The sequence below is a fragment of the Microcoleus sp. D3_18_C4 genome (assembly GCF_036702355.1).
Lineage (GTDB): Bacteria > Cyanobacteriota > Cyanobacteriia > Cyanobacteriales > Microcoleaceae > Microcoleus.
The window spans coordinates 100,416-115,004 of sequence record NZ_JAUBTF010000009.1 but is presented as its reverse complement, the minus strand read 5'-3'; the positions used below and the strand labels follow the sequence as shown (position 1 = coordinate 115,004).

At 45.1% G+C, this 14,589-nt stretch carries 16 protein-coding genes; 3 read left to right on the top strand and 13 right to left on the bottom strand.

Annotation, left to right across the window (positions count from 1 at the left end):
- Positions 1–296: 296 nt before the first annotated feature.
- The 6 genes from QUA90_RS06850 to QUA90_RS06825 all read right to left on the bottom strand — a co-directional run bounded on the left by QUA90_RS06850 (position 297) and on the right by QUA90_RS06825 (position 5,410).
- Positions 297–2,999 carry a protein-arginine deiminase family protein gene (locus QUA90_RS06850; RefSeq protein WP_333444545.1) on the bottom strand — a complete coding sequence of 901 codons (2,703 nt, stop codon included), beginning with the start codon at positions 2,997–2,999 and terminating at the stop codon, positions 297–299.
- A gap of 123 nt (positions 3,000–3,122) precedes the next feature.
- A complete protein-coding gene (locus tag QUA90_RS06845; protein WP_333385528.1) occupies positions 3,123–3,464 on the bottom strand; it encodes a DUF5615 family PIN-like protein in 342 nt (113 codons plus the stop codon).
- Between the two features lie 3 nt (positions 3,465–3,467).
- Entirely contained in the window at positions 3,468–3,794 is a 327-nt protein-coding gene (locus QUA90_RS06840; protein WP_333385525.1) for a DUF433 domain-containing protein, read from the bottom strand.
- Between the two features lie 11 nt (positions 3,795–3,805).
- Positions 3,806–4,126: a DUF433 domain-containing protein gene (locus QUA90_RS06835; protein WP_333331047.1), complete on the bottom strand. Its 321-nt coding sequence runs from the start codon at positions 4,124–4,126 to the stop codon at positions 3,806–3,808.
- A gap of 56 nt (positions 4,127–4,182) precedes the next feature.
- A complete protein-coding gene (locus QUA90_RS06830) occupies positions 4,183–4,302 on the bottom strand; it encodes a hypothetical protein (RefSeq protein ID WP_333385519.1) in 120 nt (39 codons plus the stop codon).
- A 103-nt stretch (positions 4,303–4,405) separates the two neighbouring features.
- A complete protein-coding gene (locus QUA90_RS06825; protein WP_333444543.1) occupies positions 4,406–5,410 on the bottom strand; it encodes a hypothetical protein in 1,005 nt (334 codons plus the stop codon).
- A gap of 57 nt (positions 5,411–5,467) precedes the next feature.
- On the opposite strand from QUA90_RS06825, the gene QUA90_RS06820 reads away from it, so the two are divergent.
- The gene (locus QUA90_RS06820) at positions 5,468–5,665 is read left to right on the top strand and encodes a type II toxin-antitoxin system HicB family antitoxin (protein WP_333331053.1); all 198 of its coding nucleotides are present in this window, start codon (positions 5,468–5,470) and stop codon (positions 5,663–5,665) included.
- 177 nt (positions 5,666–5,842) lie between these two features.
- On the opposite strand, the gene QUA90_RS06815 is transcribed toward QUA90_RS06820, so the two are convergent.
- The 3 genes from QUA90_RS06815 to QUA90_RS06805 all read right to left on the bottom strand — a co-directional run bounded on the left by QUA90_RS06815 (position 5,843) and on the right by QUA90_RS06805 (position 8,949).
- Positions 5,843–7,252 (bottom strand): NAD(P)(+) transhydrogenase (Re/Si-specific) subunit beta, encoded by a 1,410-nt coding sequence (locus tag QUA90_RS06815; protein ID WP_333385516.1) that lies wholly within the window; start codon positions 7,250–7,252, stop codon positions 5,843–5,845.
- Complete coding sequence (locus tag QUA90_RS06810; protein ID WP_006633295.1) at positions 7,249–7,542, bottom strand: NAD(P) transhydrogenase subunit alpha; 294 nt, start codon at positions 7,540–7,542, stop codon at positions 7,249–7,251. Before QUA90_RS06810 ends, QUA90_RS06815 begins: the two co-directional genes overlap by 4 nt.
- A gap of 258 nt (positions 7,543–7,800) precedes the next feature.
- The gene (locus QUA90_RS06805) at positions 7,801–8,949 is read right to left on the bottom strand and encodes a Re/Si-specific NAD(P)(+) transhydrogenase subunit alpha (protein WP_333331059.1); all 1,149 of its coding nucleotides are present in this window, start codon (positions 8,947–8,949) and stop codon (positions 7,801–7,803) included.
- Positions 8,950–9,389: 440 nt separating this feature from the next.
- Between QUA90_RS06805 and QUA90_RS06800 the strand changes: the two genes are divergently transcribed.
- Together QUA90_RS06800 and QUA90_RS06795 are read left to right on the top strand one after the other, a co-directional pair.
- Positions 9,390–9,902: a DUF2808 domain-containing protein gene (locus QUA90_RS06800; RefSeq protein ID WP_333331062.1), complete on the top strand. Its 513-nt coding sequence runs from the start codon at positions 9,390–9,392 to the stop codon at positions 9,900–9,902.
- Positions 9,903–10,192: 290 nt separating this feature from the next.
- On the top strand, positions 10,193–11,464 hold the full coding sequence (locus QUA90_RS06795; RefSeq protein WP_333385513.1) for an MFS transporter: 1,272 nt from the start codon (positions 10,193–10,195) through the stop codon (positions 11,462–11,464).
- A 207-nt stretch (positions 11,465–11,671) separates the two neighbouring features.
- Here the strand turns inward: QUA90_RS06795 and QUA90_RS06790 are convergent, their stop codons facing one another.
- The 4 genes from QUA90_RS06790 to QUA90_RS06775 all read right to left on the bottom strand — a co-directional run bounded on the left by QUA90_RS06790 (position 11,672) and on the right by QUA90_RS06775 (position 14,219).
- Positions 11,672–12,439: an ATP-binding cassette domain-containing protein gene (locus tag QUA90_RS06790; RefSeq protein ID WP_333444541.1), complete on the bottom strand. Its 768-nt coding sequence runs from the start codon at positions 12,437–12,439 to the stop codon at positions 11,672–11,674.
- Positions 12,440–12,525: 86 nt separating this feature from the next.
- Positions 12,526–13,404, bottom strand: coding sequence for a glycine--tRNA ligase subunit alpha (gene glyQ / locus QUA90_RS06785; protein ID WP_333226794.1), 879 nt, complete (start codon positions 13,402–13,404; stop codon positions 12,526–12,528).
- Positions 13,405–13,531: 127 nt separating this feature from the next.
- The gene (locus QUA90_RS06780; protein WP_333331070.1) at positions 13,532–13,819 is read right to left on the bottom strand and encodes an NfeD family protein; all 288 of its coding nucleotides are present in this window, start codon (positions 13,817–13,819) and stop codon (positions 13,532–13,534) included.
- A 112-nt stretch (positions 13,820–13,931) separates the two neighbouring features.
- Entirely contained in the window at positions 13,932–14,219 is a 288-nt protein-coding gene (locus QUA90_RS06775; RefSeq protein WP_333238460.1) for an NfeD family protein, read from the bottom strand.
- Positions 14,220–14,589 lie beyond the last annotated feature (370 nt).

Here is a 14,589-nt window from a genome sequence, read left to right as displayed (position 1 = left end):
AGACATTTTACGTTACTGGTGCGATCGCCTGCACTTAAATTATCTAGCATAAGGAAGAAGGCACGACACGGATTTTGACACGGATACACGGATTAATTATCGAGCGTTAGGCAAAAGTTAGAAGGAAGATTGTTCATCTGCATACAAACCTGCCATGATATTAGTTAGCGATTTACAGTTGGGTGGGGGCGGGTTTACGAGATTGTTCGTTACAGGCGAGTATTGTTGGTGAACCCGCCCCTACAAATTCCTAATTCACGATTCCCGATTCCCGATTCCCCATTCCCGATTCCCAATTAGTAATTATTAGGCAAAGACTGCCAAAAAGGCCGCTCTTCTGGTTTCCTCACAGTATTCGTCGCCGACTGCACGTTTCCTTTCAATTCTTGATAATACCTGTCATCCAGAAAACTAACGCTGACGCCAGCAGGAAGCAGCAGTTGGCGCAATCTTTCCTGAGTGTAATCTACACCCTCAATCATTGGCCCCCGCGGATTGGAAACTAACAACTTGCCGTTAACTGGCACCGAATTGACCATATTTGGCCACCAAGCATAACCGCTGTAGCCAAACATCACCGGAACTTGAATAATTTGGTCGTCTCGGAGTAAAAATTCTCTTTTCAACTTCTCTATAATCGGATTAAGTTTCTGCTTTTGCAAATAGAGATTGTGTTGAATTAAAGCACGGTTTTTCAAGGCGGCGCTGACAGTTGTTTGAGTGCTCAAACCACGATTTATCGTCACATCGCCGTAACCTCTTCCCTCCAATTCTTCCAACAGCTTAACTCCACCTTCTGGACTGGCGATCGTCATTACATATTGTCCGGGAGTTTGAGTGGGAATAAAATTGATGATTTCATCTACTTGGCGAGTCAAAAGCCAAGAAGTATCAATATCCACTGGTGGCCCTTGAATTCTCTGAGCTTGAATAAAATCAAGTACCTCTGGATTAAAACTAGCATTTCCCGAATTCCCGTAATAAACTCGACCCATTGGGTGTCCGGGAATCGGCGGTGTAACCTGCAAATTGCCGTATCCGTCAGACCACTGACTTACAGGGTCTAAAGAACGAGGATTGCCAATTTTAACTACTTTCAAATCCCGGTCTTGAGTTAATTTAACAGGGGGGTTTTTCTCTGGTTCGCTATTGCTTTTTAGGGCGACATTAAACAGGCGTATATCCGATTCTTCTGGCAATTGAACGTAGCCGTTTTTCTGGGTATCTTGCATCCAAGTGCGATCGCCCTGGAGAACTTTGACTTTAGCGCCCGTGGGTTCTACTGCTTGTTTTAGTTGCGAGATAAATTCGCTGTTTACCGCGCCTCTGTCGCTGACCTGAACTTCGGTTACTGGCGCTGTGTTGGGCGGTATCATCCAAGGACTAACGCCCATTTGGATGGTTGTAGAGGCGATTTCTTGACCGTTGTTTTGGGCAGTTGCTTTGAGATTTACAGTGCCGTTCCAATTGCGATCGGCAAATTGTTTTGCTTCCACACCTAAAACAATATTCGTGCTGAAAACTAGAGGTTTAGCACCGGATATATCTACAGGTTGCCAGCCGTCGCCCGTCTTCTGAAAAACGCTGATGTGAGAACTAGCAATGCTGTCAGCAGTGATAAATAACTGAGAGGTTTTGAAGTTTTCCGACAGTGTTAAGTTAACTTGAGAAAGCATCGCTGCACGGCGGGGAGCGTTAACTTTGGTTTGTTTCCAAGTCGGTATCTTGCCGCGATCGTTATTGCGATCGTTAAATGAAATTAGCGCGCCCTTGGACAAAGACCATTGTTCTTTTCCAGCTTCGTCTTGCTGGTTAATTTGCCCATCTCTGTTAGTATCTCCCGCAAAGAAAAAGTTCGGCGGGGACGCAGCAGGCGTAGCTGGGGCGGGAGTTGGTGTTGCAGTTGATTCAGGAGTTGGTTGAGAAGTTGCTTGCTGATTTCTCTCTAACTCTTGTCTTTCAAGTTCTTGTCTGGCTAATTCTTGTCTTGCTAATTCTTGCCTTTCAAGTTCTTGTCTGGCTAATTCTTGTCTTGCTAATTCTTGCCTTTCAAGTTCTTGTCTGGCTAACTCTTGCCTTTCAAGTTCTTGTCTTTCAAGTTCTTTTCGGGCTAATTCTTGCTTTTCAAGTTCTTTCCTGGCTAACTCTTGCCTTTCAAATTCTTGCCTTTCAAGTTCTTTTCTGGCTAATTCTTGCCTTTCAAATTCTTGCCTTTCAAGTTCTTTTCTGGCTAATTCTTGCCTTTCAAGTTCTTTTCTGGCTAATTCTTGCCTTTCAAATTCTTGCCTTTCCAGTTCTTTTCTAGCCCGGTCTTTTTTCTCTTGCTCTTTTCTCTCTATTTCTCGACGAGCAAATTCTTTTTTCTCTTGCTCTTTGCGGGCTCGCTCTCTTATCTCTTCTTCCTCGGCTCTAATTTTCTCAACAGAACGTGCGACTTGCATTTCATAGGTAGCGACACTGAGGTTTCCTTGGTATTCGATGGTTTTGTCGATCGCCCCATCGGCCAAAAAAGAATCGTGAGGAATGAGTCGCAGCGTATTGATAGCAATTTGCCACAGGCGTTGCGACTGTTCCCAAGTAGCAGAAGAAGGATTAGAAGTGCGTCCAATTAAGACTGCTTGGGCGGCAAATTTAGCAGCCTCGTCCCAATTATATTTGGCTGTTTCTTCTATTTGAATCTGACTTTGAACGTTTTGGAGTTGCTGCGTCAGAGTTTGAGATTGCTGGCGGTGGATTGCTGATTTCCAAAGTTCTGCCGGAAACGGGCTGCTGTCGGGAGTTTTCGCAAGGTTATCTAATTGTACTTTCAGCCGATCGCGCAATTTGTAGAGTTCGGAAAGGGATTTAGGAGTTTCGCCGTCTGGCTGTCGCTCAGAGAGTGCGAGTTGGTAGTTTAGGGAAGGTTGAGCCACTGTTGTGGGGACTGCAACCAAAATAATACCGATGACGACACCGAAAGTATTGATAATGGCGATCGCAATATATTTAACCAAGCGCATATAGTTTATCCTCTGACACGCCAATAATTTTACCTAATCTTGGGAGCAATGGGGGATTTATTTATAAGATTTGTAGGATGGGTTTGGGCGATGGCGTCTCGCCCCGCAAGCTACTGCTTTTTTTCACTGCGGCGGACGGATTACTCTAATCAATTTACCTGTGAGATTTTCGACCGTAGAAATAGCTTCATTAATTAGTGAAGCTTGTCTCTCTGTGTTCAAATCTTCTTTGCAAATAATGATACCCTTATGGTCAGGTTGCAAACGGTGCAGGTGTCTAAAATCATCCCAATTGCGCGTCAAAACGGCTCGATTGTGGCTAATAGCAAAAGCTAACACATCTTCATCAGGAATCCCCAGTCCACCATTTCCAGCTTCTTGCACTGTCAAAACATCGTGACCAAAATTTCGCAGTAATTCCACGATTACCAGTGGAAAATTTTCATCTGCATAAAGACGCACCATTTGTTAATCTTCCTCATTTCTAGCGATCGCTGCTTCAATTTCCTCTGGGTGTGCCTCAGCATAAGCCCAAGCATTCGCCAAATCCGCTGCACTCAAATGGGGAAAATCTTGCAAAATTCGCACATCATTTGCACCCAGAAGGCGATAATTTACCATCGACCAAATAGGTATGCGAGTATTGGCAATTCTAGCATCGCCGCCGCACACGCCCGGCGTTTTTTCAATTCCTTGCCAAGTATTGCTTAAACTTTGAACTAATAGCTGTATTGCCTGAGTTTTTTCACCGGGAGTTAAGGCAAGGAGTTGTTTTTCTAATTCTTTCAGTGTCATTGTTTACGCTCTCAATCATTTTCTCTAATTGTTTGTTCAATTTCTTCTGGGTAAGCATCAGCATAAGCCCACGCATTTACCAAGTCAGCGGCGGTTAGATCGGGAAATGATTCTAGGATGATACCATCGGAAGCACCTAAACGTCGATCGCATACCAGAGACCAAACTGGTATGCGAGTATTGCCGACACAGGCATCCCCTCCGCACACACCGGGAGTTTTTTTAATGCCTAGAGAACCGTTGGTTAAAGTTTGAGTTAGGATGCTGATTAGTTTAGCTTTATCAACCGCATTTAAGGTTAAGACTTGAGTTTCTAATTCTTGTATAGTCATAAGTGCGATCGCTCGGATTTGATAGTAGTTAGATTATAGCAAATTCGCGCCATGTTTTAGGCTGCCTCATTTCTAGCGATAGCTGCTTCAATTTCCTCTGGATGTGCCTCAGCATAAGCCCAAGCATTCGCCAAATCTGCTGCACTCAAATGAGGAAAGTCTTGCAAAATTTGCACATCATTTGCACCCAAAAGGCTAGTACACAAAAGACCAAACTGGTATCTTCCTTCTTGCCGATACAAGCATCGGGTCCGCACACTGCGGGAGCTTTTTTAATGCCTAGAGAATGGAGTGTAACTTAAATAGGTCGTCAAAGAAGTTTTTCACAGTTTGTTTTGCGTCTTCAGTATGCAAAAACTCATAACCACCAAATCTGTATAATTCATAGCCTGCAAGTCTTAATCGTCTATCTTCTGCAACCATTTCTGCATATAGTTGAGGGTTGGCTTTGTCATTTTCAGAATAGTGTTGCTTCCCATCTATTTCAATTACAATGTTTTTTCTGTAAGGAAGGAGAAGCAGGAAATCCATTCTTTGTCGGCTTAATCGTTTTACACCTTTGAGCTGTTCCCATGTATAGGGGTCATAATGCAAGTACACTTGAGGAATTAGTGCTGGTAGTTTTTCTGTCAATTTTTCATAAAAATAGCTGTAGTACGTGTTAAGTAAAATCTTTTCTGGGTGATTGCCCCCCAGAGATATTTTGAGTCGATTGAACAGGTTATGACGCTGCTCAGAACGTGTCTGATTATGGAGTTTTTTTTTGTCTCGCCACCAGTCTACTAACTCTTCCCATAACAGCCCTTTTTCAAAAAGGGGTCTATCATATACGAGACAGTATTCTTGATTTTTGACAATCTTAATCTCATTACTGATTGCATCCATTAAGACAATTTCCGGCTTAGGTCCATTTGCAGCGAATATCAGGTTCTTCACCTCACTGCTAACACCCTGCACTGAAAATTCGAGTCTTGCTATGATTCCTTGATACTCGTCGTAAATTAGTTGCTTTCTCTCTCTCTCTCCTTCCTCAAAGTATAAAACAGGATACTTTTTGAATACGCCTTTTAGAATTTTAGCTTGAACTAGCGGGCTTGCGTCTTCAAGTATGCGAATGAACTTTTCTCTTGTAGTGCCAGGTTCATAATCTTCTACGTTAATCTCTAAGTCGCAGTAGTAAGGATAAAAGTCGTAGTGATTTCTGTAAGAAAAGCCATGCAAATATCCATTGTCAACTCCAATGTAATCATTTACAAGCCTGTATATATCTGATTTCTTGAGCATACTTATTCAGTTATTTAGCCACTACAATTATCTATACATCCTACAACCCAATTTCCTATGAAGTCAACCCAACAGTTTACAGCAATTATTGAACGAGAAGGCGACGGATATATATCCCTTTGCCCAGAACTTGATATTGCCAGCCAAGGTGACAATATAGAAGCAGCGCGACGAAATATGATCGAAGCGTTGGAACTATTTTTTGAAACAGCAGATCCTTCTGAAGTCCAGAATCGGCTGCATACAAACTATTAGCTTATAAGACTCGGCGATTGAAATCGCTTAAGAGTCAAACGAAATCCCTCTCGCTTGAGACTGAAGAATATTGATATCAAAACAAAACCCCAACAAAAACCCGGGTTCTAGAAGAAACCGGGTTTAATCATCTGCGTTAATCCGCGTTAATCCGCCTTCATCAGCGGTTGCAAAATCCTACAACTGCTTCACCTCAGAAACCAACTTCGCAACCACATCCTTAGCACTACCAAACAACATCATCGTCTTATCCTTGTAGAACAACTCATTATCTACACCGGAAAAACCAGCACTCATCCCGCGCTTGATTACGATCGTATGCTTAGCCTTATCAACCTCCAAAATCGGCATCCCATAAATCGGGCTCGCCGTATCGTGACGCGCCGCCGGATTCACCACATCATTCGCCCCGATTACCAAAGCAACATCAGTTTCGTCAAACTGCGGATTGATGTCGTCCATGTCGTATAACTGCGGATAAGGCACGTTTGCTTCCGCCAACAGCACATTCATGTGCCCAGGCATCCGCCCAGCCACCGGGTGAATCGCGTATTTCACGTCAACACCCATTTTTTCCAAACCGTCGGCTAACTCGCGCACCGCGTGCTGTGCTTGCGCTACAGCCATTCCGTAACCGGGAATAATTACCACGGATCGCGCATAACCCAACATCATCGCACTTTCTTCGAGATTGATGCTGCGAACAGTTTTGTCAGTAGCACCAGCAGCCCCAGCAGCAGCCGCAGCACTACCGCCACCGCTACCAAACGCGCTAAACAGCACACTACCCAAGGATCGATTCATCGCCTTGCACATGATTTGCGTCAAAATAATCCCCGACGCGCCCACCAATGCACCAGCGATAATCAGCATATTGTTCATCAAAATGAACCCAGCCACACTCGCCGCAATCCCCGAATACGAGTTAAGCAGCGACACCACCACCGGCATATCGCCACCACCAATCGGGAGCACAAACATGATGCCCAAAATATTGGAAATCGCCACCAAAGCCAGGAATACCGGCACATTTTCTGGGTTAAACAGCATATAACCGCTGCCCGCTAAAAGTGCGATCGCCAGCATGGCATTAAACGGCTGTTGCAGCGGAAACGTCATAGGCGCACCCGGCAGCAATTCTTGCAGTTTCGCAAACGCCACAAGGCTACCAGTGAAAGTAATTCCGCCAATCAACACACCCAAAAGGATCGTGATTGTCGCATCAGGCGCCGGCGATTCCGGGATGCTGAGATAGCGCCAGAATTCACCCACAGCAACGAGTGCAGAAGCCGCGCCCCCGAAACCGTTAAGCAAACCCACCATCTGTGGCATATCCGTCATCGCGACGGTTTTTGCCATAATTGTTCCCAAAATGGAACCGATGATAATTCCGACAGCAATCAATTCGTAGCTGACTACTTGCTTTTCCAGCAACGTACCGACGATCGCAATTAACATCCCGATCGCAGCTAACACATTCCCTTGACGGGCAGTTGCAGGGGAACCCAACTGTTTCAAACCGATAATAAACAAAGATGCGGCAACTAAATAACCTAGTTGAATGCCACTGGGCAGAAAATCGCTCACGCTTTAACCTCTTTTTTCTTGAACATTTGCAGCATTCGATCGGTTACTAAGAAACCGCCGACAACGTTAATTGTGGCCAGGGCGATCGCGATCGTCCCCAAAATCGAAGTAACAGTTACATTACCTTGACCAGAAATCAGAATTGCACCTAAAACCGCAATTCCCGAAATCGCATTGGAACCCGACATCAAAGGTGTGTGCAGCGTCGGTGGGACTTTATTAATTACTTCAAATCCCACAAACGACGCCAGAGTAAACACCACTAAACCTGCAATCAATCCTTCTGCCATGACAATTGGTAATTGGTAATTGGAAATAACTCGTTCCCGGTTGAATCCGCCAGGGAATTCATTCCCTGGCTCAAAGCCAAAGTCCTCTTAAGAGGACTAATAGACCTCTCCAATAATTCTTGTGGAACAGGCCGGAAAGCCTGTTCAAAAAAGCCTTTTTTGGAGATATTTAATCAGTTCTTCAGTCCTCTTAAGAGGACTTTAGCTTTGAGGCAGGGGTTTCAACCCTTGCCGGACTTTGCCTCATAACGACAGAATCTAACTGACTGCTGAAGCCTGAGCGGCCAAAGCATCCCGCACCCGCTGGTTACTAATTTCGCCATCGCGAGCCACACAGGAACCAGCAATGATATCGTCTTCAAAATTCAAATTCAGTTCCTTATCTTTCACCATCAACTGAAGTAAAGAGGAGATATTCTTCGAGTAAGTTTCGCTAGCGTGGACAGGCATAGACGACGGCACATTAATCGGGCCGATGACATTAACGCCGTTCCATTCAACATCTTTCCCCGCTTCCGTGCATTCGCAATTGCCGCCTTGTTCGCCCGCGAGGTCAACAATTACCGATCCGGGCTTCATTTGAGAAACCATTTCTCTAGTAACTAAAATAGGTGCTTTTCTGCCGGGAACTTGAGCGGTTGTAATAACTGCATCGGAAGCGCTGACGTGTTGGGTGAGCACTTGGCGGGTGTATTCTTTGGCTGCTTCTGATAGTTCTTTTGCATAGCCTCCGGCGGCGACGGTTTCTTCCTTGAGTTCGACATCAAGGAATTTAGCGCCCAAACTTTGTACTTGTTCTTTTGTTTCCGGGCGGATGTCGAAAGCTTCGACTACCGCACCCAAACGACGTGCCGTGGCGATCGCCTGCAAGCCAGCAACGCCCACACCCATTACCAATACTTTCGCGGGGCGAATTGTACCCGCCGCCGTTGTCAGCATCGGAAAATACTTTGGCAAAGCTGCCGCTGCGATCAGTACCGCTTTGTAACCGGCGACGTTACCCTGAGACGACAGCGCATCCATGCTTTGAGCCCGGCTGGTGCGCGGGATCATTTCCATGCTGAATGCCGTTACTTGGCGATCGGCTAAACGCTGCACTAAAGCTGGATCTCCCAGAGGATTCAAAAATCCGATGAAAACGCCTCCTTCCCGGAGTTGATGAACTTCTGATTCTTGCAAGGCCCCGATTTTCACGACGACATCGGCTTCGCCCCACAGCCTAGCGGTATCGGCGACAACCTGAGCTCCCGCTTCTTCGTAAGCAAGATCCGAGAAAAAGGATTGTGCGCCGGCACCGGCCTCAACCCAAACTTCTACGCCCTGTTTGACTAATCGGGCTACAGCGTCGGGGACTAATGCCACCCGGCGTTCGCCTGCTGCTATTTCTTTTGCGATCGCTAATTTCATGAACTCTCCTTATTTAAGCCTTCCTAGGACGGTTGAAACCGCGCCTACACAGACAAAACCTGCCTCCGCAGGTTTCTTGAAGTGCGATTTTTAATCGCCCGATGCCTTGCTTTACATTGAAGCAGCCGTTGCCCTAAACTTCTCTCGTTGATACTAAAGCCGATCGCTCAAATTCGACCCGTATCTTTAACTTATCTTATACATTCAAATTCGCTAAATGGTTAAGTTTGCCACCGATTATGATATAATTTTATGTCGCCTACTTCTGTAGTTTGAATGTCTGTTATCAGTATTACGCAAAAATTACGCAAAAAAAAGTGACCTCAGCCGGCGATCGCCCTCATCAAATTGCTGAGACATTCGATATATTGTAGGCACGATCGCAAATTTCGGGCGAGCAATATTTAAGGTTCACCAAGAGTTTAATTAGAGGAGTTGTTATGCGACGATTATTTTCAGCACTAGCGGTTACAGGTTGCTTGGTGGCTGGATTACCCGCCATCAGTTTAGCCCAGTCCATGCCAGGATTCACGATTTTCGGCGGCCCCGATCGTGCCAACCAATTAAGCTATCGCTTGGATTACGGTACACCGGGGATGAGTGGCGATAGATATCGGCTGCGAATTCCTTCCAAAAAAGTAACTTTGGCGATCGCCCAACTGAACATATCCTATCCAGACTACTACAAAGGCGAATTTGACCAAAAAGACATTAAAGTGCGCGTCAAAGACAAAACAATAGAATTGCAAGAAGTAATCTGGGACAAAGAAAATCGATTCATAGAAATTTATCCCAAAGAACCAATTCCTGCAGGCAACAATGTTGAGGTTGTACTCTCCAACGTCAGAAACCCATCTCCCGGCGGAATGTACCATTTCAACGTCCGCATCCGCACCCCCGGTGACGTACCCTTGCTGCGTTACCTCGGCACTTGGCTGTTGAGCATTAATTGAGGAAAGAGTTCGGGGAAGGAATTTCTCGTTAGTCAAGCGATCGCGACAGAAAAATTTAAATGTGGCGATCGTTTTGCTACGGGCAAAAATTTAACAATACTTAAATCCTGGTTTTCGGGAGTTGTAAAATAGAACCTTCGGCTCATATCGCAATTCTCAATGATTCGTAATAATGAGTCTAGGGGCAGTCCCCCGATGGTTGCCCTTCGCTAATTAGGGGTAGGTCCAGGGGTGCTACCCCTAAAAAATGTTTACAAATCAAATAGGCTTGCTCTAGCCGTACTTGCAGCATGAATCTACTAGCAAAAATCAAAACAATACCAATTCCTCCAGCGCTGCGATCGAGAAATTATCGCCTGTTTTTTGCAGGACAAGGCATCTCCCTAATTGGGAATTGGATGACGCAAGTCGCTACTATTTGGCTTGTCTACAATTTGAGCGATTCACCTTGGATGCTCGGTGTGGTGGGATTTACAAGTCAAATACCCACATTAATTTTACTGCCTTTTGCAGGAGTTTTAATCGATCGCTGGAACCGCCACCGAGTCCTAATTGCCACTCAAATATTAGCAATGGTTCAATCCTTAGCGCTAGCATTTTTAGCCCTAACAGGAGTCGTTAACATTTGGCAGATCGTGGTACTGAGTTTCTTCCAAGGTGCAATTAACGCCTTTGACGCGCCGGCACGGCAAGCTTTTGTGCCGGAACTTGTAGAAAAGAAAGAAGATTTAGCAAATGCGATCGCCCTCAACGCTTCCATGTTCAACGGCGCCCGATTAATCGGCCCAGCAATTGCAGGTTTGCTGATAGCTACAGTCGGGGCAAGTTATTGCTTTCTCATTGACGGACTCAGCTACATCGCTGTAATTGCAGGCTTATTAGCGATGCAGATCAAATCCCGAAAAATTGCCGCCACTAATACCAAACCCTTACAAAGATTAAAAGAAGGATTCGTTTATGCCTTCGGGTTTCCCCCGATTCGAGCAATTTTACTGCTATTAGCATTAGTCAGTTTTGCCGGAATGTCCCACACAGTTTTAGTCCCTATTTTTGCCACCAAAATTCTGCAAGGCGACGCCCAAACCCTCGGCTTTTTGATGGCATCTTCAGGAGTCGGAGCCTTTGGGGGGGCGATTTATTTGATTTCGCGCAAAAGTGTAGTTGGCCTCGGCAAATGGATTGCGATTTCACCGGCAATTATGGGATTCGGACTGATAGGTTTTGGTTTGTCCCATGTCTTGTGGCTGTCATTAATCATGATGTTGTTCGTGGGGTTTGGTTTCATTTTGCAATTTGCAGGAGGAAACACATTTTTGCAAACAATTGTGGAAGACGACAAACGCGGAAGAGTGATGAGCATATACACGATGGCATTTTTTGGAGTGACACCGTTTGGGAATTTAGTTGCCGGCGGATTGGCCAATTATATCGGCGCTCCCAACACAGTCATCATTGGAGGTATAATTTGTGTTTTAGGCTCGATAATTTTTACCAAACAGTTGCCAGCTTTAAAAAACTTAGTCCGACCACTTTATCAAAAAATGGGTTTAATTTCGCACTAGGGATTTAGTGTAAAATCACAAATGCCAACATTAAACAACATTCCCAAAGCTAATATCTGACTGTCTCTCTCTCTAGCAATCCTCAACAACTTGTAAACTTCTCTCTTTCCCTCTTATCTTCTCTTTCTCTGCGCCCTCTGCGCCCTCTGCGGTTAAAACATCCAAATTAATTACGCAACCCGTCGCAGAAAGTGTTTTTGAGCTTGTTTACCATTCTTGTTGGGCTTCTGCTTCTGCTTGGATTAAATTTTGCCGCAGTTGCACCCAATTTATTTGATGAGAGGGCGAGTCTTCGATCAGCTTTCCGCGCTGTAAATGCAGAATTCGCGTGCTAAATTGCTCGGCTAATTCTAATTGATGGTTTACCATTACAATTGTGGTTTGGCCGTTTGTTAGCTGTGTCAATACTTGCAAAAGGTGGGCGGCTTTTCCGGCGTCTAGGGCGGATGTTGGCTCGTCTAAAAGCAAGATTTTTGGTTGCAGGATGATGCCGCGGGCGATCGCCACAAGCTGTTTTTGGCCTGTGGAAAGCTGGAATTCGCTGCGATTGAGCCATTCTTGGGGTATGTGCAGTTGTTCGATCGCCCCGCTAATTCTCTCAGCAATGTTTGATGCAGCCACCCCCCGCAGCTTCAAAGGATAAGCCAATGCTTCTCGCACCGACATTCCCAAAAGCTTGGATTCTTGCAGGATGAGGGTGATTTGTTTGCGGAGTTCGATCGCAGGTATGTGGCGATATTCTGTATTTTCCAGATAAATCGAGCCGCTGGTGGGACTGCTGAGGCGATTTAGCAACCGCAACAGCGTTGTTTTCCCCGCACCTGAAGGGCCAACAATTGCCACGCAAGATCCCTTCTGTACCTGAAACGAGATATTTTCCAATAAGTAGCTTGAGGCGATCGGTGTTTTCAAGCTTACACCCTCAATTCGCAGTTGAGGATTTGTTTCTGTATTATTTTCCGAATAATTAGGCATTTAATTAATTAAAAATATGACCTTCGTGGAACGGGCATCTTGCCCGTTGTTGAGGCAGGCAAGATGCCCGCCCCACCAACTAAAACTCAAACTTTTACAGATTTTTCTAAAGGAAAACCAAGCTTTTCGCGCTGTTCCAAATAAAGCTGAGCAACGCGCCGCGCCAAGTTGCGAATTTTGGTGATGTAGCGGGTTCTTTCCGTTACCGAAATCACACCTCTAGCGTCGAGTAAATTGAATGTGTGAGAACATTTTAACACATAATCAAGACTAGGCAAAACCAATCCTTTTTTGGTCAATTGTTCGGCTTCTTGCTCGTACAATCCAAAGAGAGTAAACAGCAATTCTGGATTAGAAGCTTCAAAGTTATAAGTACACTGTTCTATTTCTCCTTGCAGGTGAACGTCGCCGTAAGTGATGCCATCTTTCCACTGAATTTTCGTCATGGCATCGACTTCTTGGAGATACATTGCTAGGCGTTCTAGTCCATAGGTAATTTCAATGGAGACGGGGCGACAGTCAATGCTACCGCACTGTTGAAAGTAGGTAAATTGGGTGATTTCCATACCATCGAGCCAGACTTCCCAGCCCACGCCCCAAGCTCCGAGGGTGGGCGATTCCCAGTTATCTTCTACGAAGCGAATGTCGTGGTCTTCTGGGCAAATTCCTAATGCTCGGAGGGAGTCTAAATAGATGTCTTGGATGTTGGGAGGAGAGGGTTTAATTAAAACTTGATATTGATAGTAATGTTGGAAGCGGTTGGGATTTTCGCCGTAGCGTCCGTCGGTGGGGCGGCGACAGGGTTCGATGTAGGCGACTGACCAAGGTTCGGGGCCGATTGCTCTGAGAAAGGTGTGGGGATTCATGGTTCCTGCACCTTTTTCTGTGTCGTAGGATTGGGCGATCAGGCATCCTCGATCGCTCCAGAATTTGTTTAAGGTGGCAATAACTGATTGAAAGTTCACTGGTTTAAATATGGCTAGTATGTGTCTCAACTTATTTAAGCATATAAAAGGCAGGGTTTATTTGCATAAACCCTGCCGAAATCAGATATGGGTGTTAAAAGTTAGGCAGTTTGGATCGAGTTCTGATTTAGTCTGCCGGAGCGAGGGAAACTAACAGAGTGATGTTGTCAACGCCGATGACATAAACCGTGTCTCCCGGTGTGAGGGTGATTTGGTGATCGCACCGTGCGGGCCACCAGCTACCTTGGAAGCGGACGCGACCTGTTTGATTCGGGTAAATCGATTCATCCACGACAGCTTCTTCGTTGAAATAGTTAAAATTGGTGTTGATGTAGTTATCCATTAACATATTCTTTTCTGTGCTGTAGGTGTGAGTAGAAAAAATTGAACCGAAAGCTTTTATTACGTTGAACATTTTCCTGACTCCTTTTGTATTAAAATATATTGAAGTTTACTCGCCTATTTATGCTCTTTGAAAAGTAGCATTTCCTGGTTGAGATGTATGACCAGGTTGTTCATGCTCTGATTTAGTCTGCGGGAGCGAGGGAAACTAACAGAGTGATGTTGTCAACGCCGATGACATAAACGGTGTCTCCCGGTGTTAGGGTGATTTGGCGATCGCACCGTGCGGGCCACCAGCTACCTTGAAAGCGGACGCGACCTGTTTGATTCGGGTAAATCGATTCATCGACGACTGCTTCTTCGTTGAAATAGTTAAAATTGGTGTTGACGTAATTTTTGATGAGCATATTGTTAGCGGCGCTGTATCCTTGGGTAGAGAAAATCGAGCCGAAAGCTTTTACTACGTTGAACATGATATTTACTCCTGTGGTGTTAAAATATATGGATGTGTAATTGTCTGTTTATGCTATTTGAGAGGCTGCATTTCCTCTGTTAAGATTGATTGCCTTGATATTTCATTGTTCTTGCCTTCCGTGGTTTTATCAGGATAAAAGGCCAAGAATTTTTGAAATGTTGAGGGGATTTCAGAAGCGGTTGCAGGGAGTATAAATCCAGTAATTCCGAGGTATTGAATTAAGGATTTAATGGTTGAGTAGTTGGGGGGATTTACCTTAAGGGTAGATGTGGTTAGCTACATTAGAGATTGTCTGATTCCGCATTACTGCTGCTGTGAAAATGTTTTATTTTTGGGTTTTATGTTTTGATTGGGTTGTGACTCCCTTG